We start from the raw sequence: 25062 nt of genomic DNA, 5'->3' as shown, positions 1-25062 counted from the left end.
TGGTCAGCCCCGCTGCCCCGGTAGCAGGCCCCGCGCCTCGCGGTCCTTCATGTCCTTGCGCAGGTACAGGATGTAGCCCCACACCGCACTGAAGATCACGCCGACGATGCCGAGCGCGAGGTCGACGAAGAAGCCCAGCAGGGTCAGCACCTGCAGCGCGAGGTTGTACCGGAGCGCCCAGGGCCGGCCCTGCAGCCCGGCGCCCGCGATCATCGCGACGGCGAGGAACACGATGTAGCCACCCGAGAACCACGTGAGTCCCCCGCCGACGACCGCGACAACCGGTAGCACCAGCAGGACCACGATGGCTTCGAGGACGAGCGTGCCGGCCATGACGCCTCGCAGCCCCTTCCACGGGTCCTTCGCGGGGGGCCGGACGGCGGAGTCCCGGTCCGGCGATGCGGCGGAGTTGTCAGCTGCCTCGCTCACGCGGGGTCCTTTCCGAAGAGAGTGCGGGCGGCGCCGGCGGTCACCACCGAGCCGGTGACCACGACACCCGCCCCCGATACTGCCTCACCCGGCTCGGCGACCTCCTCGGCGATGGCGACGGCGGTCTCGAGGGCGTCGGGCAGTGTCGGCGCGACGACCACGCGTTCGTCGCCGAACCGCGCCACGGCCAGGTCTGAGAGCTCGTCGACGTCCATCGCCCGCGGCGAGCCGTTGTGGGTCACGACGATCTCGTCGAACACCGGCTCGAGGGCGTCGAGCAGACCGGGCACGTCCTTGTCGGCCATCACCGACACCACTCCGACCAGCTTGCGGAAGTCGAACTCGTCGGCGAGGGCCGCAGCGAGAGCCTTCGCCCCGTGGGGGTTGTGGGCGGCGTCGAGGAACACCGTCGGAGCGCTACGCACCCGTTCGAGCCGGCCCGGGTTGAGCACCGAGGCGAACGCCGCGCGCACCGCGTCGGCGTCGAGCTGCCGGTCGGCGCCGGCCCCGAAGAACGCCTCCACGGCGGCGAGCGCGAGCGCGGCGTTACGGGCCTGGTGCTCGCCGTGCAGCGGCAGGAAGATGTCGGTGTACACCCCGCCGAGGCCTTGCAGCTCGAGTTGCTGCCCGCCCACGGCGATGCGCCGGGCCAGGACCTGGAACTCGGCGCCTTCGCGTGCGACGGCGGCGTCCGCTTCGACGGCCCGGCGCAGCAGCACCTCCATCACCTCGGGTTCCTGCTGGGCCAGGATTGCGACGGTGTCGCGGGGCACGAGCCCGTCGTCGGGTGCCTTCTTGATGATCCCGGCCTTCTCCCCCGCGATCGTCGCGAGATCGGGGCCGAGGTATTCGGTGTGGTCGAGCCCGATCGGGGTGACGACCGCGACCTGCGCGTCGACGACGTTGGTGGCGTCCCAGGTGCCACCGAGTCCCACCTCGACGACGGCGACGTCGACGGGGGCCTCGGCGAACGCGGCGAATGCCATGGCCGTGGTCACCTCGAACTTGCTCATCGCCGGGCCGCCCGCGGCCTGCGACTGCGCGTCGATCATCGCGACGTACGGCTCGAGTTCGCGATAGGTGTCGACGTAGGTGCGCGGGGAGACCGGCGCCCCGTCGATGCTGATCCGCTCCGTGGCCAGCTGCAGGTGCGGGCTCGTGGTGCGGCCGGTGCGCCGGTGCAACCGGGTCAGCAGGGCGTCGATCATGCGGCTCACCGACGTCTTACCGTTCGTGCCGGCGATCTGGATGGACGGATAGCTGCGCTGGGGGGATCCGAGCAGATCCATCAGCGCCGCGATCCGGGTCAGCGAAGGCTCGATCTTCGTTTCGGGCCAGCGCTTGTCGAGTTCGGCCTCGACCAGGGTCAGCTCGGCCAGGTCGACCGGCGACGGCGTCGCCGGGCCGGCCGCGGACCGGTCCTCGCTCACGCCGACCCCAGTTCCTGCAGGCGCGCGGTGATCCGGGCGATCTCCTCCTCCGCGATCTGCCTGCGGGCGGTGATCTTCTCCACGACCGCCGCGGGCGCCTTGGCGAGGAACGCCTCGTTGCCGAGCTTGGCGGACGTGCCCGCGAGCTCCTTCTCGGCGACCGCGAGGTCCTTGCCGAGACGGGCGCGCTCGGCCGCCACGTCGACGGTGCCGGAGGTGTCCAGTTCCACGGTGACGGTGGCACGGGACAGGCGCACCTCGATGGCGGCGGTGGCGGCGAACTCCTCCGCAGGCTCGGTCAGCCGCGCCAGGGACCGTACTGCCGGCACCTGCGCAACCAGGTCGGCGGCGTCGATCTCGGTGAGGCGTGCGGCGACCTTCTGCGACGGCTTGAGGCCCTGGTCGCTGCGGAAACGGCGGACCTCGGTCACGAGCTTCTGCAGATCCTCGACGCGACGCGCGGAGTCGGCGTCGGGCTCGGTGCCGGTGGCGTTCGGCCAGGACGCGACGACCACGGACTCGCCGCCGGTGAGGACCTTCCAGAGGGTTTCGGTGACGAACGGGATCACCGGATGCAGCAGGCGGAGCAGCTGGTCGAGGACGTTGCCGAGGACCGCCTTGGTGCCCTGCGCGTACTCGCTGCCGTCGGCCAGCTGCACCTTGGCGAGCTCGAGATACCAGTCGCACACCTCGTCCCATGCGAAGTGGTAGAGCGCCTCGCACGCCTTGGAGAACTCGAACCGCTCGAACGCCTCGTCGACCTCGGCGCGGACCTGCTCGAGCCGGTCGAGGATCCACCGGTCCGCGTCGGTGAGGGCGGTGCGCGCCGGGAGCTCGGTGACGACCGCGCCGTTCATCAGGGCGAACTTGGTCGCGTTGAACAGCTTGTTGGCGAAGTTGCGGGAGGACTGCGCGTGGTCCTCGCCCACGGCGAGGTCGCTACCCGGGTTGGCGCCGCGGGCCAGGGTGAAGCGCAGCGCGTCGGCGCCGTACCGCTCCACCCAGTCCAGCGGATCGATGCCGTTGCCGCGCGACTTGGACATCTTCTTGCCGAACTGGTCGCGCACGAGGCCGTGCAGGAACAGGTCCTTGAACGGCACCTGGACGCCGGACTTCCCGCCGGCGGTGATCGCCTCGTCGTTCGCGACGTACAGGCCGAACATCATCATCCGGGCCACCCAGAAGAACAGGATGTCGTATCCGGTGACGAGAACGCTGGTGGGATAGAACTTCTCGAGCTCCGGCGTCCTGTCCGGCCAGCCCATCGTGGAGAACGGCCACAGACCCGAGGAGAACCAGGTGTCGAGGACGTCGGGATCCTGCTCCCAGCCCTCGGGCGCGGTCTCGTCCGGTCCGAAGCACGCGACCTCGCCGTCCGGGCCGTACCAGATCGGGATGCGGTGACCCCACCACAGCTGCCGCGAGATGCACCAGTCGTGCATGTCGTCGACCCACGCGAACCAGCGCGGCTCCTGGCTGGCCGGGTGGATCACGGTGTCGCCGTTGCGGACCGCGTCGCCCGCGGCCTTGGCGAGCGCATCGACCTTGACCCACCACTGCATCGACAGCCGGGGCTCGATCGTCTCGCCGCTGCGCTCGGAATGACCGACGCTGTGCAGGTAGGGACGCTTCTCGGCGACGACCCGGCCCTGCTCGGCCAGCGCCTCGCGCACCCGGACCCGCGCCTCGAACCGGTCCATGCCGTCGAATCGTGTTCCGGTGTCGGCGATCCTGCCGGCCTTGTCCATGATGGTGGGCATCGGCAGGTTGTGCCGCACGCCCATCTCGAAGTCGTTGGGATCGTGGGCGGGGGTGATCTTCACGGCGCCGGTGCCGAATTCGGGGTCGACGTATTCGTCGGCGATCACGGGGATACGCCGGCCGGTGAGGGGATGCTCGAGGGTGGTGCCGACCAGGTGCTGGTAGCGCTCGTCGTCCGGGTGCACCGCGACGGCGGTGTCACCGAGCATGGTCTCGACCCGGGTGGTGGCGACGATCACGTGCGGCTCGTCGTCGTCCAGGGAGCCGTAGCGCAACGAGACGAGTTCGCCCTCGACCTCCTCGAACTTGACCTCGATGTCGGAGATCGCGGTCTGCAGCACGGGCGACCAGTTCACCAGTCGCTCGGCGCGGTAGATCAGCCCGTCGTCGTAGAGCCGCTTGAACATCGTCTGCACGGCCCGCGAGAGACCCTCGTCCATGGTGAACCGGTCGCGGGACCAGTCGACGCCGTCCCCGATGCGGCGCATCTGCCCCTGGATGGTGCCGCCGGATTCGCGCTTCCAGTCCCAGACCTTCTCGACGAACAGTTCGCGACCGAAGTCCTCCTTGGTCTTCCCGTCCACCGCGAGTTGCTTCTCGACGACGGTCTGGGTGGCGATGCCGGCGTGGTCCATGCCGGGCAGCCACAGCACCTCGTAGCCCTGCATGCGTCTACGGCGCGAGAGCGCGTCCATGAGGGTGTGGTCGAGTGCGTGACCCATGTGCAGGCTGCCGGTCACGTTCGGCGGTGGCAGCACGATCGAGTAACCGGGCTTGTCGCTGGACGGATCGGCGGCGAAGTAACCGGCGTCCACCCAGCCCTGGTACAGCTCGTCCTCTACGGCGCTGGGGTCCCAGCTCTTGGGGAGGGCGTCGGCGGGGTTCTGGTGGTTCTCTGGCGCACTGGTCACCCCGCAATCGTAGTCAGCGGAGGCAAACCGCCTGCACACGCCCCACGTGCCCGGATCGGGCCTGCTGGACTGCGGATCACGGGTACGGCACCGTGGCAGACGTGAACGAGTTCCGCTTCGCCACGAACGTCTTCACCCTGGAGTCGGCCGGCGCGTTCGCCGGCCGATGCCGCCGCATCGAGGCGCTCGGGTACGACACGCTGTTCGCCGCGGACCACCTGGGGGTCGTCGCGCCGTTTCCCACGCTCGTCGCCGCGGCGCAGGCGACCGAGCGGTTGCGAGTGGGCACGCTCGTCCTCAACGCTCCGTTCTGGAACTCGGAGCTGTTGGCCCGCGACGTCGCGACCACCGACGTCCTCACCGGTGGCCGGCTCGAACTCGGCCTCGGCGCCGGGCACATGAAGTGGGAATTCGACGAGGCCGGCATCGGCTGGGATCCGATCGGCCGCCGCGTCGATCGGCTCGAGGCCCTGATCGAGGGTCTGGGGCGCCGCTTCGCGGAGGGCGGGTACCCACAACAGGCCGAGCTGCGCGCCGGCCTGGACCTGGCACCGCTGCAGCCGGTCCAGCGGTGCGGGTTCGGCGGCACCGGTCCCCCGCTGCTGATCGGCGGTACCGGGGACCGGGTGCTGCAGCTGGCGGCCGAGCGCGCCGACATCGTGGGGGTGGCCGGTGCCGTGCAGGTGCCGGGACAGGCGCCCGGGGTGCTGCGCATCGCGACGGCCGCCGAGGCCGACGAACGCGTGCGGTTCGCCCGCGAGCGCGCCGGCGCCCGCGCGGACCGCCTCGAGTGGCAGGTGCTGGTCCAGGCGGTCGTGGTGACCGACGACCGAGAGGCCGCGGCGCGGGCACTGCTCGAGCGCTTCGGTCCGATGACGAGCGTCGAGGAACTGCTGGACACGCCGTTCGCACTGATCGGCACGGTGGAACGGATGGCCGATCAGGTCCTGCGCGACCGCGACCGCTACGGCTTCACCTACTACACCGTCCACGGGCCGTACCTCGAGGCGTTCGCCCCGGTGCTCGAGCGGGTGCGGACGCTGGGCGGGTGAGCGTCGCCCCCGACGGAGATGCCGTTCGACTCCCGCGCCGCGCACCGCCGGGATCCGCGTCAGCCGAGCACCTCGGGCAGTTCCCGGGGACGCGCGAGCACGTGCTCCGCGAGGAACGCCTCGACCACCTCGTACCAGATCTTCGCGTGCTGGGGGCCGAGCACCCAGTGGTTCTCGTCGGGGAAGTAGAGGAAGCGATGCACGGTGGAGCCGTCCTCGGCGGCGGGTGCCCCCGACTCGGAGAGCAGTTCGTACCACAGTCGCAGCCCCTCCCCGATCGGCACGCGATAGTCCTTGTCGCCGTGGATCACCAGCATGGGAGTGACGATGTCGGCGACATACAGGTGCGGTGAGTTCTCCACCGCCATCTCGGGGGTCATCTCCCGCGCCCAGTACCAGGCCGAATCCGTGGTGGGTCCGAACTGGTCGAGAGCCCACAGGCTCGCGTGGGTGACGATCGCCCGGAACCGGTCGGTGTGCCCGGCCACCCAGTTGGCCATGTACCCGCCGAAGGAGCCGCCCATCGCGGCGGTGCGGTCGGCGTCGATCTCGGGGAGCTCGATCGCGGCATCGGTCAGCGCCATCAGGTCGGTGTAGGGCTCCTTGCCCCATCTGCCCCACCCGCGCCGGACGAAGTCCTGCCCGTAGCCGGAGGACAGGGCGGGGTCCGGGAGCAGCACGGCGTAGCCGCGGGCGACGAGAAGCCACGGGTTCCATCGCCACGACCAGGTGTTCCAGGAGCTGAGGGGGCCACCGTGGATCCACAGCAGCAGCGGTGCGGGGGCGTCGGGGTCGGCGGTGGCCGGCAGGGCCAGCCAGGCCCGCAGCGGGGTGCCGTCGGCGGCGGCAGTGGTCAGTTCCGTGAGGCGGCCGGGGAGGTCCGGCAGCTCGGCGGGAGCGCGCAGAACGGTGACGGCGCCGGAGCCGTCCAGCGGGATCCGCACCGGGTGCGGCGGAGCGTCGTAGGCCGCACGCAGGGCGTAGACGCACGTTCCGTCGGGTGCGACGCGCAGGTCGGTGTAGGCGGCCGGGTCGGTGGTCAACGGGGTGGGGACGTCGGCCCACAACGCGACCTGGAAGATCGGCGCGCGGCCGTGCTCGTCGGCGGTCACGAGCAGCGCCCCGGAGTCGGGACGCCAGACGACCGACGTCGGCCACCGGTCCCATCCGGGCACCAGAACCGTCGTGTCTCCCGATCGAAGATCGAACAGCCGCAACGTGATTGTCGGCGCGGTCTCGGGGTCGGAGTGTGTCTCGTGCAGGAATGCGATCCGGGTGCCGTCCGGCGAGATCGCGGGGGCGAACACGTCGGCGGTCTCGTCGTCGACGAGGACCGTGCGCAGTCCGGTGTCCGTGTCGATGCGCACCAGGGTGGTGCGGCGGGAGGCGAGCGGCCCGGGGACCGACCAGGTGGTGACGACGAACGTGCCGTCCGGGGCGAGGTCGAGGGTGGCCTCGCGCAGCGCGCCCCCGGGTCCGGGAGTCAGGTCCGACAGGGGCGGGTGGAGGCCGTCCGCGAGGGCGAGCAGGTGCGGCTCGGCCGGGCCGAGGTCGTGATCCCAGTGCCGGATCGGGTATCCGGTGTGCAGCACGGCGGAGATCTTGTGCTTCTTGCGGGCGTCCCGGATCCGTTCGTCGTCGCCGTCGGTACGGCCGAGCACGTCCGCCGTCACCACGATCCGGTCGGCGGCCCGCGCGGCGTGCACTGCGCGTACCCCGCCCTTGCGGGACACGACGCGCTGCGCTTCGCCACCGGCCGCCGGCAGCCGCCACAGTGCGACGGGGGCATCGTCGCCGTCCGTCCCGTCGGCCCGGGCCGCGGTGAACAGCAGGTCACCGGTGGCGGTGAAGACCGGGTTCGACTCGCCCTTCGCACCCCACGTGAGCCGCCGGGCGGGCTCCTGTCCGTGCGGGTCGACCTCCCACAAGGCCCCGACGTACCCGGTCCCCTCCTCGTCCAGGGTGGACTGGGCGATCACGACACGGGTCCCGTCCGGCGACAGCGCGAGCGCGGTGACGCGCGGGAGAGCGAGATAGTCGTCGAGGTCGTCGAATGCGGTCATGGTGCCCGAGGGTAGTGCGCGCCGGGGGCGTCACCGGGGAGCCGACACGGCCGTTTCGGACGGCGAATGCCCCTGCCGACCGGCACTGTGGTCTGCGCCGTCGCCGGCGCCGCGTGGGCGCTGCCCCCACGGTCGGACTCCTGGCGCCGCGTCACATGCGCGGTTGCCTCATCGCATCACCGGCAGGATCCGCGCGCCCGACCGGCCCGATGCCGCTTCGATGAAGTCCCGCGCGTCCGGGACGGCGGCGAGCACGTTGCGGGTGCGTTCGAGTGCCTCCGATTCGGGCGGCGGTCCGCCGACCGTGTCGACGACGTCGAGCAGGTGGACGGTCGTTTCGAGGATGGCCAGGTCGAGGAGTGCGCCGAGCGTCACCGAGCCCAGCAGAGGGTGTGGGACGACGGTCTCACGATCGAGGCCGGTCAGGCGATCGAACGCCTGCGGCAGTTCGACGGCGAATCGCTCGACGAGCGTCTCCCGGCCGGCGTCGGTGGCGGCGTGGCGGACCATCTCGGCGATCCGTCGGTGCATCGGTTCGGCGGCGACCGGGTCGGCGTTGAAGACGCGGAGCATCTCCGCGGCGCTGGTGACCTTTGCCGTGCCCTCGGGCGCGGGGTCGGCGATCAGGGCGATCAGGGCGTCGGGTGCGACGTGGACGTACAGGTCCCGAACGGTCCAGCCCGGCAGCCGGGTCGGGGCCGTCCACTGCTCGTCGCTCAATGCCCGGGCCCGTTCGGCCCAGGAGCGCCACAGCCGGATCAGCAGGGCTCGATCCCGGTCGAAGGTCGATGTCACCGCTCCCCCTCGTTCGGTCACCCGCGCGGCGGCCTCGGCCGGTGGGTGGTCGTCTTCCTGATGCTCCCGTCGGTGTCGTAGTAGGTCCACTCACCGGTCTTCCTGCCGTGCTCCCAGTGTCCGCTGTCGACGAGTGTCCCCGCCGCCGTCCAGCGTTCCCAGTAGCCGTGCTTGTCACCGTGGGCGAACCCGCCGCGCTGCAGCAGACCACCGGTGGCGCGGTACCAGGTCCAGGGACCGTGCAGGACGCCGCGGTCGTAACCACCCTCGGAACGTAGCGCCCCACCGGCGGAGAAGTGCCGCCACGTTCCGTGACGCTCGCCGTCGACGTAGGTGCCCACCATCAGCCCGCCGTGCGGGTCGGGCTCCGCCCATTCGCCGGTCTTGCGGCCGTGACCGTCCACGGCGTTCGGGCGCTCGAGGGGCGCGCTCACGTCGTGCCCCCGACCCGGGCCGGGGCTTCGCATACGCCGCTCGGTCCTGTGGCTGTCCGCGAGACATCACTCACAGATACCGACTATATGCAAGCAACTGCTTGCATATCAAGGGATCGGCCGATTCATCGCGTCACGGGTTCGCGCCACATCTTCCACAGGGTCGGCCCTCCGTTCGGGACGGCGATCTCGCCGGTGACCCGGAACCCGAACCGCTCGTAGTAGGAGATGTTCTTCTCCTTGCTCGATTCGAGATACGCGGGCATCCCGTCGGCGTCACAGCGGTCCAGCCGCGACCGCAGCAGGGCCTTCCCGAAACCTCCGCCACGCGCCGCGTTTCCGGTTCCGATGGCGGAGAGGTACCAGTGCGGCTCGGCCGGATGCGCCTCGTCGAGCGCGCCGTCGACCTCGGCGCCGACGCGGGCCCGGCGCCCGAGCGCGCGGATCATCCCCGCAGTGACCAGCACGGACCGCCACCCCGTGGCTTTCCAGCGACCCGGCGGCGCCCACATGGTCGCGCCTCCGGCGGAACCGTCCGGCCCCTCGGCGAGCTCGAGTCCGCCGTGCGACAGCAGATGATGCTGCGCCTCGGCGGCGAACATGCGTGGCAGACCTCGGCGCCGGCGCTCGTCGTCGGGCCACATCCACATCATCACCGGATCGTCGAAGAACGCGTCGGCGAGGGTGCGGGCGAAGACCGGTATGTCCCGTCGGGTGGCCGGGCGGACGACAGGGGTCATGCGGACGAGGCTACCGGCCTCGACGGAGCATCGTTGCCGCCCAGCAGGTTTTACGTCGTTGTCACACAGCGAGAACCGCGCGTGTTTCGTTTTATGCAACACTGTTTCCCTGTAAGAAACAACCGAAGTGCGAGCTGTGAGGAAATGCGATGACCGAAACCGCGAACATCGTCATCGTCGGCGGCGGACTCGAGGGCCTGGCTGCGGCCTGGTCCCTCGCCGAGCGCGGCGAAACGGATGTCCTCGTCCTGGAACGCGGGACGATGTGTTCCGGCATGACCGGCAAGTCCAGCGGCATCGTCCGCTGCCACTACGGCGTTCCGTCGCTGGCCGCGATGGCCTGGCACGGCGTGCAGGTGTTCTCCGAAGCCGAGGAGATCTTCGGGGCCGACATCGGCTTCCGGCAGACCGGATACGTCGTCGGCGTCGGGCCCCAGAACACCGCCCCGCTCGCCGCGAACGTCGAGATGCACCGGGCCCTCGGAGTGCCCGTCGAGACGATCGACGCCGGCGAGGTCCGCCGCCTGCTACCGGGGATAGCCCTCGATCCCTTCGCGGCCTTCGCGTACGAGCCCCTCGGCGGCCACGGCGACGCCTACATGACCGGAATGGCCTACGGCACCCGCGCCCGAGCCCTCGGCGTGCGAGTGCGCCAGGGCACCCCCGTCGCCTCCCTCCTGCAGCGCGAGGGCGGCGAGGTCTACGGGGTGCGGCTCGCGGACGGCTCCGAAATCCACGCGGGCACCGTCGTGCTCGCAACCGGCGTGTGGTCACCGGCACTCGGCGCGACCGCCGGCGTGGACCTCCCGATCCGGGCCCAGCGGGAACAACTCCTGCTCGTCGACCAGGGCGAACCCACCCCCGACATCCCCACCTTCTCCGACCTGGTGAACCTCCAGTACATCCGCCGCGAGCCCAACGGAGAGCTGCTGGTGGGCAACAGCGATCACTCCGCGCCGGAGTGGGCGGACCCGGACGACTACGCCAATCGCGCCGACGACCCGTTCGTGGAAACCGCCGTCGCGAAGCTCGACCGGTTGCTGCCGGCCATGCCCGATCCGCGGCTCGCCTCGTCGTACGCGGGATGCTACGACACCACACCCGACTACAACCCGATCATCGGCCCGTCCCCGGCGCCGGGACTGTTCCTGCTCGTGGGCTTCAGCGGCCACGGTTACAAGATCTCCCCTGCCGTGGGCCGGCTCGCCGCCGACCTCCTGCTCGACGGCATCAGCAGCGACCCCGCCGTGGACGGCACCGACTTCCGGTACTCGCGCTTCGCCGAAGGCAAGCCCCTCGCCAGCCTGAACCCGTACGTCGGGGCCGGGGAGATGCGCTGACGAAACGAACCGCCGGACACGCCGCTGTACCGAGGCCCGGGCGGGGCATAGAACAGAAGGTGAGGCTTCGGCGCGGAAACCGGAGAAGGTACACGTCATGCCGGACGACGAGGATCTGTTCTCGGCCACGGGAGAGCCGGACACGGTTCTCCGCGTGTTCGAGGCGCTGCCGTTCGCACTCGGAGCGTGGCAGGGACACGACCACGTGTACGTCGCGACCAACGCCGCCTACCGTGCGCTGCTCGGACGGGGCGATCTCCTGGGCCGGCCGGTGCGCGAGGCCGTCCCGGAACTCGAGGGTCAGCAGTTCTTCGAGCTGCTCGACCGGGTGGCGGCGACCGGCGTCGCCGAGACCGCCAAGGAATGGCGCATGCAGATCGACACCGACGGCAGCGGCGTGGTCCGCGAGCGCTACTTCGACTTCACCGTCGCCCCCTGCCGCGACCCCGGCTGCGGCGTCGCCGGACTGCTCTTCTTCGCCTCCGACGTGACCGACAGTGTCCTGGCGCGGCACGTCGCCGAGGCCCGGGCCCAGCTGATGTCGGAGAAGTACGAACAGGCCCGCGACGCGGTGACGGTGATGCAGCAGGCCCTGCTGGCGCCGTCCGTTCCGGTCGTGCCGGGAGCCGAGGTGGCGGCGGCCTACCTGGTCGCCGCGGAGGACACGGCCGCCGGCGGTGACTGGTTCGACGCGTTGGCCCTCCCCGGCGGCGAGCTCGCGCTCATCACCGGAGACGTCGTCGGGCACGGCGTCGAGGCCGCCGCCGTGATGGGACAACTCCGGGCGGTTCTGCGCCAGCAGATCCTCGCGGGTGCAGACGTCGCCGGCGCCCTGTCCACGCTCGACGCCTTCTCGGCGCACGTCCCCGGCGCCCGCACCGCGACGGTGTGTGTCGCCGTCCTCGACACCGGAAGCGGCCGAGTCCGCTACTGCACGGGCGGGCATCCCCCGCCGCTGGTGGCGAGCCCGGTCGGGACGGTCCGCTACCTGCCTCCCTCGGGCGCGACGCCGATCGGAACCGGCTCGACGTTCCCCGTCGCCACCGACGCCCTCGCCACCGGCGACGTCGTGCTGCTCTACACGGACGGATTGATCGAGCGTCCCGGCCGGCCGCCCCCGGCGAGCACCGCCGAACTCGCCGAGCGGGCGGCTCTGAGCGTGGCCGGCCGCTCGTTCCCGATCCCGGACACACGCGCCCGGACGGTGGATCGGGTGTGCGGGGAGGTCCTCGAATTCCTGCTTCGGGAAACCGGATACAGCGACGACGTGACCATCGTCGCGGCTCAGCGGACGGCGATGCCGGATCCCCTGCACGTGCACCTGCACGCCGACCGGGAGGCGCCGAAGGCGGCGCGGTCGGCGCTGTGGCAGTGGCTCGTGCGTATCGGGGCCGACCATGCGGGGACCGTGGCCGTCGAACACGCGGTCTCCGAACTGGTGTCCAACGTCGTCGAGCACGCCTATCCCGGCACCGACGCCGAGCACAGCCCGGTCGAGATCGGCGGAGTTCTCGACGCCGACGGCTGCCTCCGGATCCGCGTACGGGACCGGGGCCGCTGGAAGACCCCCGCGACAACCCCGGAGTCCCACCGGTTGACGGACAGCCGCGGCCGCGGACTGACGATGGTCCGGCTCTTCGCCGACGATCTCCGCATCGACTGCGACGACACGGGCACGACTGCGACGGTCACGTTCCGGCTCACCCGGAGCGCCCGCGTCGTCACCGAGTTCACCGACGGCGCGATCGTCGGCCGTCCCGAGTCCTCGCGCGACTTCGCCGTCGACGAGACCGCACCCGGCCGCCTCGCGGTGCGGGGCGATGTCGACATCGACACCGCCCCCATCCTCAAGGGTCACCTCGACGTGGCGTCACGCGGCGGAACACTCTCGGTGACAGTGGATCTGAGCGAGGTCACCCATCTCGGCTCCGCCGGGGTCTCGTTGCTCTCGACGGCCCGTGAGCGTGCGGCCGGGCAGCACACCGCCGTGACCCTGGTGGCGCCGCCGGGCACCACCGCGCACCACGTGCTCACCCTGGTCGGACTCCACGGCCGGGCCGCACCCCGCGGGTGGCATCGCCGAACCCTCAGGCGACCCGGAGACGTGAACCCGGCACCGACGAAATGTCGATGCCGGGCGAAATCCTCGTCAGCTCGCGATCTTCCGTCTCCGGGACTGCACGTACTTCTCCCGCTCGGCGACCGACATCCCACCCCACACCCCGTAGGGTTCGCCCATCGTGAGCGCGTGCTCGCGGCACTGCTCGATGACCGGGCACCGATGGCACATCTCCTTGGCCTTCGACTCCCGCTGGTAACGCGCTCGGCCCCGTTCACCGTCGGGCGAGAAGAACACCGAGGAGTCGACACCGCGGCACAAGCCCTGCATCTGCCAGTTCCAGACATCGACGGTCGGCCGGAGGGGGTGAGGTGACAATGGCACGGGGCTCTCCTTGACAGCAGGCTCGCACGCAGTGCGAGCGGACCGGACGAAAGTCTGCGACCTTTCGTTCACTTCGATCCACGCGCCGCGACCCCCGCGAAGGGCCGGGTCTCGGTTCGTCGATCTCATGGACCGGGGAGTACCCCACGCCGCCGGAATTCATGCCAACAGAAAGAGAGAATTTGTCGAAGATCCACGAAACTGGGGGCCGGACCGACCGCCCGCCCGGTCCCCGACCCGCATACCGCCTGTTCGCGGGGCGACGCGGCGGTGCCCTCCTCGGACCCGGACCCGCGTCCGGTCGCGCGGAGCCGCCGGGGACGGTCAGCGGCCGGCCATCGCCCGGAGCAGTGGGGCGGCGGGCAGCGACGCGAAGAGCGCCGCCTCGTCGCGCCACGACGACTCCTCGTCGAGGAACCGCAGGATCGGCTCCGCGGAGGACCGGTCGAACAGGCCCGCGAAGGCGCGCTCGAGCACGGCGGGCCGCTCGACGACGGCCCGCAACAGCCCCTGGTCGTACCGGGCGAACCGGGACGGAGCAGGCCGCACGTCGAAGGGATGCCCGTGCCGGGCGAGCGACTGCGCGATCGCCGCACTGTCGCACTGGATCCGCTGGTACGCATATCCGCTGCTGCCCTTGAGCATTCCGCCCGCGGCGCCGATGCGCACGATGTTGCCGCTGCGCCGCGCGGGCGGCCGCGACGCCAACGGCAGCCGCGCGGACTCGTCCGCCTCCACGACGTAGGTGTCCTCGTCCGCGCCGAGCACGGCCGCCAGGTACTCCCGGAGCGCCTCGTCGTGAGCGGCGGTGCCGACGGGCCCGCCGTCGGGGTGCGCGAAACTCGTGTGCTCGACGAGGGCGTGCCGGGTATCGGTGGGCAGCACGTACACGAAGGACGCCGCCCGGCGCTGATCGGTGCGGAAGTCGAACAGGGTGGGGACGTCGGGATCGAACAGGGGAGCTTCGGTGCGGATCCGCCACCCGCGGAAGTCCAGCCACGCATCGGGGCTCGTCCCGCGGTCGTCGGCGTCGGGGCCCCGGCCGTCGAAGACCCACTCGGGGTGCAGCTCCGTGCCGTCGGACAGGGCGACACGCGGGCGGGCCCCGTCGTGCACCTGCGTCACCCGGCCGGTGCGGAGCCCGATGTCGTCGACTCGGTCCGTAACCTCGCCGACCACCGACGCCAGGTCGGCTCCGCGGACGACGCCGTACCGGTACCGGCCGAGGCCGAGCGTGCGGGCCCGTCCGCCCGCATGGACCCGGATCCGGGCGAACCGCGCGGAGACGGCCGCGTCGAGCAGCCCGGACCGGCGGGACCAGAACGCCCAGCCGGCGTCACGGATGTCGCGGGCGCCGTCGTCGACGAGCACCACCGGGCCGGGTCGCGCCGGGACGGCGGCGAGATGGGCCGCCAGCGACAGTCCGCTCAGGCCCGCACCCAGGACGGCGATGCCGCCGTCGACCGGTCCGCTCCACGCTCGCACGCTCGCTTCTCCCCTCGCCGGAGACCCTCCCTCCGTCACCGTACCGGCCGCCGGTGAATCCGGTGCGCCACTACGCGGCCCGGGCGCGCGTCCGCTCGCGCAGCCAGGCCATCGCCGGCATGCGGTAGGAGTCGATGCCCTTGTACGCGGCGATCTCGGCGGGCAGTTCCTCGACGATGTCGGCGAGTTGCTCGGCCCACGCCGGGACCTGCGCGATCTCCTCGAGCGGTGCCATGTAGGTGCGGATGTTGAACACCAGCGCCCCCGTCATCGGCAGGCGGATCAGGTGCTCGAGTTCGATGCGCAGCTGGATGCGGCCCCAGTCGCGTTCGGCGATCAGCCGCGGCATGTCGTCCATCCACTCGGGCATCGTCTCGAGGCTGGTGTCCCGGCGCCGCGAACCGACCGCGGAGAAGGTCCAGTTCACCCGCCGGTACGGCCGCTCGGTGGTGAGGCGCCGCATGAACTGCTCGGCGCGGTCGGTCACCCCGTTCGGGGTCAGGCCGGGAACGGGCCGGTGGATCTCGTGCAGGCTCATGCCGATGTCGAACTTGACGGACCAGTCGGCGGACGACGTGACCAGCGCCGCGTCGAACCACAGGTGCCCGTCGCGCTCGGTCACCAGCAGCACGTCGTCGGGCAGCTGACACCCGATGAACACCAGCGGATGCTCCGGCAGGGTGCCCGAATCCCCCGGCACGAGCCATTGATCGATTCCGAGAAGGTCGTTGCGCCAGCGGTATCCGCCGTTCTCGACGTCGAGGTGCATGACGTCGGGAAACGAGGCCGCCATGTCGCGCATGTAGTAAAGCATCAGGTCCCAGCACGCCGGCGTCATGTGCGGCAGCATCTGCACGCGCCCGGGGTCGGCCTCGACGATCGAGCGACGCAACCGCATCATCTCGACGTACTCGTCGTGGCTCTTGCCCAGGTCGACGATGTGCTCGCCCCAGGCCCCGGCGGCGGTCTCGGTGCGGCGCGGCGCCGGTTCGACGTTCACGGCGTAACGGAACGTCCTGTCGCCCTCGGGGAAAGGCCACGGCAGGCAGGACAGGTCGCTGGCGACGGAGGTGGTCACGAAGGTTCCTTTCCGGATGGCGGGTCAGGCCACGGCGCCGAGGTAGGTGCCGTGATGTCCCGACAGATGAGGACGGATCTCGAGGTCCAGGCCGCACGAACCGCAGGCGACGACCGCCCCGGGAGCGGCGTCGACGGACTGGGTGGTGGCGCAGTGCGGGCAGAACAGCGACACTCCGTCGGCGGCGGTGACGTAGGTGGTCGTCTCACACGGCAGCAGGCCGGCGGTGCGCGCCGCAGCCGTCGCTGCCATCGCTTCCCGCCGCGGTCCGGCGATCAGCACGCGGGTACCGGCGCGAGCCTCGCGCACGAGCCGCGCCACCTCCGCAGCGCTCGCGTCCGGAACCACGGTGGCGACGCGGCCGGCGGCGAGCGCCTGCGCCGCCCAGGCCGTCACCGCGGCCCGCGCGTCGGCGCAGTCGCCGAGGCTGAACAGCAGGTGGATGCGCCCGCCCGGATCGATCGGGGGCACCGCACCGGTGACGAATCCCGAGTTCTTCACGGCCGCACACCTCCGAACTCGCGCAACCACTTCAGACCGGGTTCGCGGGTGCGCGTGATGCCCTTGTAGTCGGCCATGTCCTCGGGCAGTTCCTCGAGCACCCGGTAGAGCCGGTCGGCCCATTCCGGCACCAGCGCGATCTCCTCGAAGGGCAGCAGGTAGGTGCGGATGAGGAACATGATCGCGCCGGACGCGCCGAGACGGATCAGGTGCTGCACCTCGACCCGCAGGTGTAGGCGACGGCCGACGTCGTCGAGTGGGCCCTCGGCGAGCAGGCGCCGATCGCGTCCCCATTCGGGATACGTCTCGGTGGCCGTGTCGAGCCGGCGGTCCACGGTGAGGGTCCAGTTGGTGCGCCGATACCGTTGCCCGGCGTGCAGTCCCATGAGGAAGGACTGGGCGCGGGTGATCACCCCTTCGGCGTGGATGCGGGGCACGGGACCGTGGATCTGCAGGAAGCTCATCCCGACGTCGAAGCGCAGCGACCAGTCCGCGGCGAACGTCACCAGGCCCGCGTCACCCCACAGGGCGCCGTCGCGCTGATCGAGCAGCACGACGTCCTCCTGGATCTGCCGGCCGATGTACAGCAGCGGCGGCTCGGGCAGGGTGGCGGACTGCCCGTAGACGAACGCCTGCTCGAGGTCGAGGGCGCGGTTGCTCCACCGCCGGACGGTGCCGTCACGGTCGAGCGCGAACGTCTGCGGGTATGCCTCGGCCAGCATCTTCATGAGGGTGAGCATCGCGTCCCACTGCGCGACCTCCATGTGCCCGAGCGCCTGGAAGCGGCTCGGGTCGGCGTCGAGCACGCGCCGTCGTTCGGCGAGGTCGTCGAGAAGGAAGCCGTCCATGTCGACCGGGTGCTCGCCCCAGCCGCCGGCCGCCGTGTCCGCGCGGGTCCCGGCCGGCTCGACGTTGGTGCTGTACCGGTAGGTGTCCCGCGGGAAGGGGAACGGGAACCGCGCGACGCGTTCCGGGAGCACCTCGAATTCGGTTGCGGCAGTCACAGGTCCAGCTCCAATCGCTCGCCGCCGGCGCGGGAGACGCACGGCATCATGCAGTCGCCGGCGTGCTTCTCCGCGTCGGTCAGGTACAGGTCGCGGTGCTCGATCGCGCCGCCGGTCACCGGGATCCGGCACTCGCCGCACACCCCCTGCCGGCACAGGTTGGGCACCGGTACCCCGCGCGCCTCGAGCGCTTCGAGCAGGCTCACGCCGGAGTTCACGGCGATGTCGACCCCGGTGCGGCGCAGATGCGCGGTGAACGGGGTTCCGGGCTCGAGGTCGCCGACACCGAAGTGCTCGTAGTGGATGCGGGCGTCCGGCCAGCCCGCGCCGCGGGCGCGACGGGTGAGTTCGTCGATGAGACCGGAGGGCCCGCACACGTACAGGTGGGTGCCGAGCGGCTGATCGAGCAGGGCCGGGCCGAGTGCGGCCCAGAACTCTTCGGGGGTGTGGTAGGTGTGCAGGCGGTCTCCGCACAGTTCGCGCAACTCGCCGAGGTGCGGGCCGTCGCCCTCGCGGAAGGTGTAGTGGACCTCGAAGGAGCGGCCCCACTGAGCGGCGGCGCGGGCGTGCGAGAGGATGGGTGTGACGCCGATACCGCCGGCCACGAGCATGTGGTGACGCGCGGTGAGGATCGGCGCGAAGGCACTTCGGGGCCTGCTGACCTCCACGACGTCCCCGACCTCGAGGGCGTGGATCCAGCGGGAGCCGCCCCGGCCGGTCTCGTCGAGCCGCACGGAGATCGAGTAGCTCTGCGGTTCGAGCTCCGGACCGGTCAGGGAGTAGGAGTTGCGGCGGGGCCGGCCGTCGTCGTGGGCGCCGCAGGAGAGCACGACGTGGCTGCCCGGGGTGAACGACGGCAGCGGCGCACCGGTGGGGTCGACGAACCGCACGTGCCGCACTCCGGTGGCGACGGTGGCCACCTCGGCGACGGTGAGGGCGAGGGTCGCGTCGCTGCGCCGGACGGCCGTTCCGGCATCGGATACGAGGGTCATCAGCTTTCCTCCGCGTCGAGCTGGTAGCCGAGATATGCGCCGTGGTGGCGCGAAACGTGGTGGTACACGACGAGTTCCGCCGAACACGCGGGGCACGTGCTGGTCTGCCCGATCGCGGCGGTGGCGTCGTGGGTGTGTCGGCAGTGGGCGCAGTACACCGTGCGCGTGTCCGTGGTCAGCACCTCGGGCAGGATCTCGTCGTCGAGCGCCCCCGCGGCGACGGCCACGGCCCGGGCGGCGAGGACGGCGGCCTCGTCGCCCACCAGCACGAGCCGCCAGCCGACGCGGGCCGCGGAGAGCTGGCGCTGCAGCACCTCCGCGGCCGCGTCGCCCCAGGTGGCGGGCGCCCGTAGCCAGCTCACTCGCCGGCCTTCGAAGGAGGTCACCAGGCGGCGGGCGTGGTCGGTGGCGGCGTCGCCGAACGACAGGACGGTGACCGTCCTGCCGCCGTCGGCCACGGTCCGCTCCTCGTCCCAGCGCGGCACGCTGGTGGTCTCCATACAGACGCTCATGGCCGGATCCTTACGGCGCGAACGTGCGCTGGCCGACGTAGAACGCCAGGGCGCCGTGGGGGGTGGTGAAGCGGATCCGCGAGCCCTTGGGGAAGAAGATCGCGTCCTTGGCGCGGGCGATCTCCACCTGGCCGGTATCCAGGTTCTCCAGGCGGAACTCCCCTTCGAGGACGACCTTCATCTCGTCGTACTCGTACAGATAGTCCAGCGGGGCGTCGGTGTGCGCGAGCTTGAAGTAGCCCGCGGCCATCTCCGACCCCTCGGGGTTGGGATAGACGTCGTCGATGAAGCCCTCGGTGCCCGGGAATTCCTCGGTGGACATCTGGGGCAGGGTCTTCCAGAAGTCGGCGGTGACGCGGAATGCGGGAACCGTGGTGGTTTCTGCCATGAGTGCTCCTAGGAACGAGGCCGGCTGCACCGGCCGTGGGCGGGAGGACGGAACGTCGATCGCTGACGTGAAACAGACAGTAATGAGATGAAACGCACCGACGGTTGCCGACGCGTTAACGCGTGTAACCGAATCCTCTCAGCGTCAGGAACATTCGTTTCTCCCCCGAGCGGCACGGGCCGAGTCGGACCGTCACCACAAACTCACGGCGGCGTAACACGCCCGTCATGCATGCTATGTTTCATTGCATTCGACAGCGATTCACCTTATGAAACTTCGCAGCCGAACCCCAGGAGTCCCCATGACGCTCGAAGCCACCGACCTCCCCGTGATGCGTCTGCCCTCCACGGACGCCCCCGCCGATGCCGCCGGCTCCGCCGATCTCGCCGCACTCGCCCGCGCCACCGACACCCGCTTCATCCTCGCGGTGTTCACTAACCTCGCCGGCAAGCCCTGCGCCAAGCTCGTCCCGGTCGAGGCGGTCGACGAGCTGCAGTCCGACGGGGTCGGCTTCGCGGGCTACGCCGCCGGAGCCATGGGTCAGGTCCCCAGGGATCCCGACCTCGTCGCTATCCCGGATCCCACCTCCTTCACGCCGATCCCGTTCGTGCGCCCGGGCCTTGCGCTGGTGCACTGTGATCCCCACGTCGAGGGCAAGCCCTGGCCCTACGCCCCGCGGGTGATCCTGAAGGAGGTTCTCGGCAAGGCGGCCGAACGGGGCCTGTCCGTCAAGGTCGGCGCCGAGATCGAGTACTTCCTCGTCCAGCGCGACGAGGACGGGACGCTGCGCACCGCCGACGTGCTCGACACCTCCCGGCAGCCCTGCTACGACGCCCGTGACGTCACCCGCATGTACGAGCACCTGACCTCGATCTCCGCGGCGATGAACTCCCTCGGCTGGGGCAACTACGCCAACGACCACGAGGACGGCAACGGGCAGTTCGAGCAGAACTTCCAGTACGCCGACGCGATGACCACCGCCGACCGCGTCGTCACCCTGCGCTACCTGATCTCGGTGCTCGCCGAGCAGCGCGGCATGACCGCGACCTTCATGCCCAAGCCGTTCGCCGACCGCACCGGCTCGGGCATGCACATGCACCTGTCGCTGTGGCGGGAGGACGGCTCCGCCTTCCCCGACGCCGAGGACCCCCGCGGTCTCGGCCTGTCCGAGACCGCCTACGCGTTCATCGCCGGCATCCTCGACCATGCCTGCGCCCTGCAGGGCGTGATCGCCCCGACCGTCAACTCCTACAAGCGGACCGGCGCCACCGCGACCAGCTCCGGCGCGACGTGGTCGCCGCGGCACGCCACCTACGGCGGCAACGACCGCACCCACTACCTCCGCGTTCCGGACGGCAACCGCGTCGAGCTGCGCGGCGGGGACGGCTCCGCCAACCCGTACCTCGCTGCCGCCGCGACCGTCGCGGCGGGCCTCGACGGCATCGACCGCAAGCTCGATCCCGGCGCACCCGGCGGCACCCCGAACTCGGAGACGCTGCCGATGACCCTGCTGCACGCGATGGACGCGCTCACCGCCGACCCCGTCGTCACCGGCGCCCTCGACGCCGCCGGCCCGGGCGTCGCCGAGTACTTCGCCTCCCTCAAGCGGGAGGAGTTCTTCCACTGGCACAACACCGTGACCTCGTGGGAGATCGACAGCTACCTGACCGCCTTCTGACCCGTTCGGTCCGAACGGGCCACCGCGAACGACGACCTGTAAAGGAGAGACGACCCATGTGCGGAATCGTCGGGCTTCACCTGCGTGACGCCTCCCTCGCCCCCCGGCTGGGTGGCCTGCTGACCGGCATGCTCGGCCAGATGGTCGACCGGGGACCGGATTCGGCCGGAGTCGCCCTCTACGGCGACCCCACCTTCTCCCCCGCCGGCCACGCGTCGGTGTCCCTGCTCGGCGCCGCCCCGGACGTCGCCGCCACCGCCGGTGCCGCACTCGGCGTGACCGTGACCGCGATCGACCTGGCCCCCACCACCGTGCTCCACGCGCCGGTCCCGGCCCAGTTGCTCGCCGACACCGTCCGCGCCGTCGACCTCGGTGCAACGATCATCGGCTTCGGCGACGACGTGACCGTCCTCAAGGGCATGGGCGATCCGGTGGCGCTGGCCGAGCGCTTCGGGATCCCGGCCGCCTCCGGCTGGCAGGGCGTCGGCCACACCCGCATGGCCACCGAATCGGCCGTCACCGCCGCCGGCTCGCACCCGTTCGCCGTCGGCCCGGACCAGTGCCTGGTGCACAACGGCTCGTTCTCCAACCACCTGTCGGTCAAGCGCGAACTCGAGGCCGAGGGTGTGGCATTCGACAGCGAGAACGACACCGAGGTCGGGGCACGGTTCGTCGCCAAGCACCTCGCCGAGGGCGCCGACCTGGAGAAGGCCCTGCGTTTGCTCGGGGAGCGCTTCGACGGGTTCTACACCCTCCTCGTGTCGACGTCCGACTCGTTCGCCGTCGTACGCGACCCGATCGCCTGCAAGCCGGCGATCGTCGCCGAGACCGACGCGTACGTCGCGATGGCCTCCGAGTTCCGGGCCCTCGCCGGCCTGCCCGGCATCGCGGACGCTCACATCTTCGAGCCCGAGCCGGAGCGGGTCTACGTATGGCACCGCTGACCAGCACCGACGCTTCCCCCATCTCTTCGACGCCGGAGACGACCATGCCTGCCGAGACCCTGCCTTCCGAGACCCTGCCCACCGACACGCTTCCCGCCGACATGCTTCCCGCCGGCACGACGTACGACCTCGACGTCACCACCACGCGCGAACTCAACGCCGCACTGCAGGCCACCGAAGCCCCGGCCGCGGTGACCGTGACCAATCCCCAGGGCAAGCACGCCCTCGCGTGCGGGCTCGACCGGCCGATCGACGTGCGCATCGAAGGCCACGTCGGCTACTACGCCGCCGGGATGAACAAGCATGCGACCGTCACCGTCGCGGGCAACGCCGGGGTCGGGGTCGCCGAGAACATGATGTCGGGCACCGTGCGCGTCACCGGGGACGCCTCCCAGTCCGCCGGCGCCACGGCCCACGGCGGGCTGCTGGTGATCGAGGGCAATGCCGCCGCCCGCTGCGGCATCTCCATGAAGGGCGTCGACATCGTCGTCGGCGGCAGCATCGGCCACATGAGCGCCTTCATGGGACAGGCCGGACGGCTCGTCGTCCTCGGCGACGCCGGCGAGGCCCTCGGCGATTCGTTGTACGAGGCGCGCATCTACGTCCGCGGCACCGTCGCCTCCCTCGGTGCGGACTGCGTCAAGAAGGAGATGCGGCCCGAGCACCTCGAGGAACTGCGCGAACTCCTCCGGGCGGCCGGCTTCGACGCCGACCCCGCCGAGTTCACCCGCTACGGCTCCGCCCGCGGGCTCTACCACTTCCACGTCGACAACGCCTCGGCGTACTGATCGCACCGCCCGCACCGCATCCCAGGAGACTCCCATGACCTTCCAGCCCGGACTTCGTGAGTCGGCCACCTTCGACCGCAACGTCATCCACGAGATCCAGCGTGCCGCCGAGACCGGCATCTACGACATCCGCGGATGGGGCGCCAAGCGCAAGCTTCCGCACTTCGACGACCTGCTGTTCCTCGGCGCGTCGATGTCGCGGTACCCGCTCGAGGGTTACCGCGAGAAGTGCGAGACCGACGTGGTCCTCGGCGACCGGCACGCGAAGTACCCGCTGCACCTCGACATCCCGGTCACCATCGCCGGCATGAGCTTCGGGGCGCTGTCCGGGCGGGCGAAGGAGGCTCTCGGGCGCGGCGCCAGCGAGGTCGGCACGTCCACCACCACCGGCGACGGCGGCATGACGCCGGAGGAACGCGGTCAGTCCAAGCACCTCGTCTACCAGTACCTGCCGTCGCGCTACGGGATGAACCCCGACGACCTGCGCAAGGCCGACGCGATCGAGGTCGTCCTCGGCCAGGGCGCCAAGCCCGGCGGCGGCGGCATGCTGCTCGGGCAGAAGATCACCGAGCGCGTCGCCGGAATGCGCACCCTGCCCGTCGGTATCGACCAGCGCAGCGCGTGCCGGCACCCCGACTGGACCGGCCCGGACGACCTCGCCGTCAAGATCATCGAACTGCGCGAGATCACCGGGTGGGAGAAGCCGATCTACGTCAAGGTCGGCGCGACCCGCACCTACTACGACGTCAAGCTCGCCGTGAAGGCCGGGGCCGACGTCGTCGTGGTCGACGGCATGCAGGGTGGCACGGCCGCCACGCAGGACGTGTTCATCGAGCACGTCGGCATTCCCACCCTCGCCGCGATCCCCCAGGCCGTGCAGGCGCTGCAGGAGATGGGAATGCACCGCACCCCCGGTGGCGTGCAGCTCGTCGTCTCCGGCGGCATCCGGTCCGGCGCCGACGTCGCCAAGGCCATGGCCCTCGGCGCGGACGCCGTCGCCATCGGCACCGCGGCGCTGATCGCGTTGGGCGACAACAACCCCCGGTACCAGGCGGAGTACGAGAAGCTCGGCTCGGCCGCCGGGTTCTACGACGACTTCCAGGACGGCAAGGACCCCGCCGGCATCACCACGCAGGATCCGGACCTGCAGGCCCGGTTCGATCCGGTCGAGGGCGGCCGCCGCCTCGCGAACTACCTGCGCGTGCTCACCATGGAGGCCCAGACCATCGCACGCGCCTGCGGCAAGTCGCACCTGCGCAACCTCGAGCCGCAGGACCTCGTGGCCCTGACCATCGAGTCGGCCGCCATGGCGCGGGTGCCACTGGCCGGCACCAACTGGGTGCCCGGCCAGGGCTTCTGAGCCGCTGCCCGCCTTCCACCGAGCGAATGTGCCTTACCGTCGGCCTGTCCGACGGTAAGGCACATTCGCTCGTTCCGTGTGCCTGCCCCTCGCACGATCGTCCACTGTCGGGAAACAGCACGTACAGTGAGGACATGAGCAGCCCCGAGCGCCCCGTACTGTACGACGCGCCGGGCCGGGAGGTCCCGCGGGACACCCCGACCGGGGTGGACCTGGAACGCGCCATCGCACAGGAGGTCCGCAAGTTGCGGATCGCCAGCGGGCTCTCCGTGGGCGACATGGCCGCGAAGGTGGGCATCTCCAAGGCGATGCTGTCGAAGATCGAGAACGCCCAGACGTCGTGCAGCCTCTCGACCCTCGCCCGCCTGGCCGCAGGTCTCGACGTACCGGTGACGTCGCTGTTCCGCGGCGCCGACGCGCAGCGCGAGGCGGTGTTCGTCAGGGCCGGCCAGGGCGCGGAGATCGTCGGCCGCGGCACCCGCGTCGGACACCACTACGAGTTGCTCGGCACGCTGCGGGGCCAGCACAAGCGGCTCGAGCCCGTGCTGGTGACGCTCACCGACGCGAGCGAGGTCTTCCCGCTGTTCCAGCATCCGGGGACCGAGCTGCTCTACATGCTCGAGGGCGAGATGGTCTACGGGCACGGCGAATCCGAGTACCGGCTCCAACCCGGCGACGCCCTGCTGCTCGACGGCGAGGGCATCCACGGGCCGAACGAGCTCGTCACCCTGCCCATCCGGTTCCTCGCGGTCACCGCGTACCCGGACAAACACCAGGACTGATCCCGCTCTCCACCACGAGCGGGGGGTTTCCGCGTCGAGAGGGACACCGCCGCGGTGCATCGCGGGTGCAGGCAGCGGTAACCGCCCCCTCGTCGCGAGAATCTCCCGCTCGACGACGAACGAGGCCCCCGCCGTAGCGGGGGCCTCACCCG

22 protein-coding genes and 1 pseudogene are annotated in these 25062 nt (G+C 71.0%); 8 read left to right on the top strand and 15 right to left on the bottom strand.

What is annotated here, in order from left to right; all coding sequences use genetic code 11:
• Positions 1–3: 3 nt before the first annotated feature.
• Genes LZP97_RS05150 through LZP97_RS05140 form a run of 3 tightly spaced genes read right to left on the bottom strand, consistent with a single transcriptional unit; the run spans position 4 to position 4531 of the window.
• Positions 4–429 (bottom strand): DUF4233 domain-containing protein, encoded by a 426-nt coding sequence (locus LZP97_RS05150; protein ID WP_040271718.1) that lies wholly within the window; start codon positions 427–429, stop codon positions 4–6.
• A complete protein-coding gene (folC, locus tag LZP97_RS05145) occupies positions 426–1859 on the bottom strand; it encodes a bifunctional tetrahydrofolate synthase/dihydrofolate synthase (RefSeq protein ID WP_010592811.1) in 1434 nt (477 codons plus the stop codon). The genes LZP97_RS05150 and folC overlap by 4 nt, the downstream gene beginning before the upstream one ends.
• The gene (locus tag LZP97_RS05140; RefSeq protein WP_010592812.1) at positions 1856–4531 is read right to left on the bottom strand and encodes a valine--tRNA ligase; all 2676 of its coding nucleotides are present in this window, start codon (positions 4529–4531) and stop codon (positions 1856–1858) included. The genes folC and LZP97_RS05140 overlap by 4 nt, the downstream gene beginning before the upstream one ends.
• Before the next feature lie 101 nt (positions 4532–4632).
• Here LZP97_RS05140 and LZP97_RS05135 point away from each other — a divergent pair, with 101 nt between their 5' ends.
• On the top strand, positions 4633–5583 hold the full coding sequence (locus LZP97_RS05135) for a TIGR03621 family F420-dependent LLM class oxidoreductase (protein ID WP_040271716.1): 951 nt from the start codon (positions 4633–4635) through the stop codon (positions 5581–5583).
• A gap of 59 nt (positions 5584–5642) precedes the next feature.
• Here the strand turns inward: LZP97_RS05135 and LZP97_RS05130 are convergent, their stop codons facing one another.
• The 4 genes from LZP97_RS05130 to LZP97_RS05115 all read right to left on the bottom strand — a co-directional run bounded on the left by LZP97_RS05130 (position 5643) and on the right by LZP97_RS05115 (position 9615).
• Positions 5643–7646, bottom strand: a complete 2004-nt coding sequence (locus LZP97_RS05130) for a S9 family peptidase (protein ID WP_048772704.1) — start codon at positions 7644–7646, stop codon at positions 5643–5645.
• A gap of 168 nt (positions 7647–7814) precedes the next feature.
• A complete protein-coding gene (locus LZP97_RS05125; protein WP_010592815.1) occupies positions 7815–8441 on the bottom strand; it encodes a maleylpyruvate isomerase N-terminal domain-containing protein in 627 nt (208 codons plus the stop codon).
• A 17-nt stretch (positions 8442–8458) separates the two neighbouring features.
• Entirely contained in the window at positions 8459–8875 is a 417-nt protein-coding gene (locus LZP97_RS05120; protein WP_017680513.1) for a toxin-antitoxin system YwqK family antitoxin, read from the bottom strand.
• 125 nt (positions 8876–9000) lie between these two features.
• Positions 9001–9615: a GNAT family N-acetyltransferase gene (locus tag LZP97_RS05115; protein ID WP_040271714.1), complete on the bottom strand. Its 615-nt coding sequence runs from the start codon at positions 9613–9615 to the stop codon at positions 9001–9003.
• A gap of 149 nt (positions 9616–9764) precedes the next feature.
• On the opposite strand from LZP97_RS05115, the gene LZP97_RS05110 reads away from it, so the two are divergent.
• Positions 9765–10955: an NAD(P)/FAD-dependent oxidoreductase gene (locus LZP97_RS05110; protein ID WP_010592818.1), complete on the top strand. Its 1191-nt coding sequence runs from the start codon at positions 9765–9767 to the stop codon at positions 10953–10955.
• A gap of 97 nt (positions 10956–11052) precedes the next feature.
• Positions 11053–13063: pseudogene (locus LZP97_RS05105) on the top strand (SpoIIE family protein phosphatase).
• A gap of 41 nt (positions 13064–13104) precedes the next feature.
• Here LZP97_RS05105 and LZP97_RS05100 read toward each other — a convergent pair.
• The 8 genes from LZP97_RS05100 to LZP97_RS05065 all read right to left on the bottom strand — a co-directional run bounded on the left by LZP97_RS05100 (position 13105) and on the right by LZP97_RS05065 (position 19358).
• Positions 13105–13344 (bottom strand): WhiB family transcriptional regulator, encoded by a 240-nt coding sequence (locus tag LZP97_RS05100; protein WP_017680511.1) that lies wholly within the window; start codon positions 13342–13344, stop codon positions 13105–13107.
• Between the two features lie 378 nt (positions 13345–13722).
• Positions 13723–14883: a lycopene cyclase family protein gene (locus tag LZP97_RS05095; protein WP_017680510.1), complete on the bottom strand. Its 1161-nt coding sequence runs from the start codon at positions 14881–14883 to the stop codon at positions 13723–13725.
• A gap of 70 nt (positions 14884–14953) precedes the next feature.
• Positions 14954–15961 carry a heme-dependent oxidative N-demethylase family protein gene (locus LZP97_RS05090; RefSeq protein WP_010592821.1) on the bottom strand — a complete coding sequence of 336 codons (1008 nt, stop codon included), beginning with the start codon at positions 15959–15961 and terminating at the stop codon, positions 14954–14956.
• Between the two features lie 24 nt (positions 15962–15985).
• Complete coding sequence (locus LZP97_RS05085; protein WP_010592822.1) at positions 15986–16462, bottom strand: dimethylamine monooxygenase subunit DmmA family protein; 477 nt, start codon at positions 16460–16462, stop codon at positions 15986–15988.
• On the bottom strand, positions 16459–17466 hold the full coding sequence (locus LZP97_RS05080) for a heme-dependent oxidative N-demethylase family protein (RefSeq protein WP_017680509.1): 1008 nt from the start codon (positions 17464–17466) through the stop codon (positions 16459–16461). The genes LZP97_RS05085 and LZP97_RS05080 overlap by 4 nt, the downstream gene beginning before the upstream one ends.
• A complete protein-coding gene (locus tag LZP97_RS05075; protein ID WP_040271710.1) occupies positions 17463–18458 on the bottom strand; it encodes a PDR/VanB family oxidoreductase in 996 nt (331 codons plus the stop codon). Before LZP97_RS05075 ends, LZP97_RS05080 begins: the two co-directional genes overlap by 4 nt.
• The gene (locus tag LZP97_RS05070) at positions 18458–18970 is read right to left on the bottom strand and encodes a 50S ribosomal protein L32 (RefSeq protein ID WP_225222742.1); all 513 of its coding nucleotides are present in this window, start codon (positions 18968–18970) and stop codon (positions 18458–18460) included. Before LZP97_RS05070 ends, LZP97_RS05075 begins: the two co-directional genes overlap by 1 nt.
• Before the next feature lie 10 nt (positions 18971–18980).
• Positions 18981–19358, bottom strand: coding sequence for a cupin domain-containing protein (locus tag LZP97_RS05065; protein ID WP_006937276.1), 378 nt, complete (start codon positions 19356–19358; stop codon positions 18981–18983).
• A 301-nt stretch (positions 19359–19659) separates the two neighbouring features.
• Between LZP97_RS05065 and glnT the strand changes: the two genes are divergently transcribed.
• The 5 genes from glnT (at position 19660) to LZP97_RS05040 (ending at position 24910) form a co-directional block, all read left to right on the top strand.
• The gene (gene glnT / locus LZP97_RS05060; RefSeq protein WP_010592825.1) at positions 19660–21036 is read left to right on the top strand and encodes a type III glutamate--ammonia ligase; all 1377 of its coding nucleotides are present in this window, start codon (positions 19660–19662) and stop codon (positions 21034–21036) included.
• Between the two features lie 56 nt (positions 21037–21092).
• On the top strand, positions 21093–21980 hold the full coding sequence (locus tag LZP97_RS05055) for a glutamine amidotransferase (protein ID WP_040271706.1): 888 nt from the start codon (positions 21093–21095) through the stop codon (positions 21978–21980).
• A gap of 101 nt (positions 21981–22081) precedes the next feature.
• Positions 22082–22768, top strand: a complete 687-nt coding sequence (locus LZP97_RS05050) for a protein glxC (RefSeq protein WP_029539893.1) — start codon at positions 22082–22084, stop codon at positions 22766–22768.
• Positions 22769–22802: 34 nt separating this feature from the next.
• Positions 22803–24128, top strand: a complete 1326-nt coding sequence (locus LZP97_RS05045) for an FMN-binding glutamate synthase family protein (RefSeq protein WP_006937284.1) — start codon at positions 22803–22805, stop codon at positions 24126–24128.
• Between the two features lie 134 nt (positions 24129–24262).
• Entirely contained in the window at positions 24263–24910 is a 648-nt protein-coding gene (locus LZP97_RS05040) for a helix-turn-helix domain-containing protein (protein ID WP_010592827.1), read from the top strand.
• The last annotated feature ends 152 nt before the right edge of the window (positions 24911–25062 follow it).

This window comes from Rhodococcus sp. DMF-1 (genome assembly GCF_021441945.1).
Classification (GTDB): Bacteria; Actinomycetota; Actinomycetes; order Mycobacteriales; family Mycobacteriaceae; genus Rhodococcus; species Rhodococcus ruber.
This window is presented reverse-complemented; position numbering and strand designations above follow the sequence as displayed.

Coding starts and splice junctions, on each gene's coding strand:
- LZP97_RS05130 (WP_048772704.1), bottom strand. CDS start 7,646: ATGACCGCATTCGACGACCTCGACGACTATCTCGCTCTCCCGCGCGTC.
- LZP97_RS05115 (WP_040271714.1), bottom strand. CDS start 9,615: ATGACCCCTGTCGTCCGCCCGGCCACCCGACGGGACATACCGGTCTTC.
- LZP97_RS05110 (WP_010592818.1), top strand. CDS start 9,765: ATGACCGAAACCGCGAACATCGTCATCGTCGGCGGCGGACTCGAGGGC.
- LZP97_RS05100 (WP_017680511.1), bottom strand. CDS start 13,344: ATGCAGGGCTTGTGCCGCGGTGTCGACTCCTCGGTGTTCTTCTCGCCC.
- LZP97_RS05075 (WP_040271710.1), bottom strand. CDS start 18,458: ATGACCCTCGTATCCGATGCCGGAACGGCCGTCCGGCGCAGCGACGCG.
- LZP97_RS05070 (WP_225222742.1), bottom strand. CDS start 18,970: ATGAGCGTCTGTATGGAGACCACCAGCGTGCCGCGCTGGGACGAGGAG.
- LZP97_RS05065 (WP_006937276.1), bottom strand. CDS start 19,358: ATGGCAGAAACCACCACGGTTCCCGCATTCCGCGTCACCGCCGACTTC.
- glnT (WP_010592825.1), top strand. CDS start 19,660: ATGACGCTCGAAGCCACCGACCTCCCCGTGATGCGTCTGCCCTCCACG.
- LZP97_RS05055 (WP_040271706.1), top strand. CDS start 21,093: ATGTGCGGAATCGTCGGGCTTCACCTGCGTGACGCCTCCCTCGCCCCC.
- LZP97_RS05050 (WP_029539893.1), top strand. CDS start 22,082: ATGCTTCCCGCCGGCACGACGTACGACCTCGACGTCACCACCACGCGC.
- LZP97_RS05045 (WP_006937284.1), top strand. CDS start 22,803: ATGACCTTCCAGCCCGGACTTCGTGAGTCGGCCACCTTCGACCGCAAC.
- LZP97_RS05040 (WP_010592827.1), top strand. CDS start 24,263: ATGAGCAGCCCCGAGCGCCCCGTACTGTACGACGCGCCGGGCCGGGAG.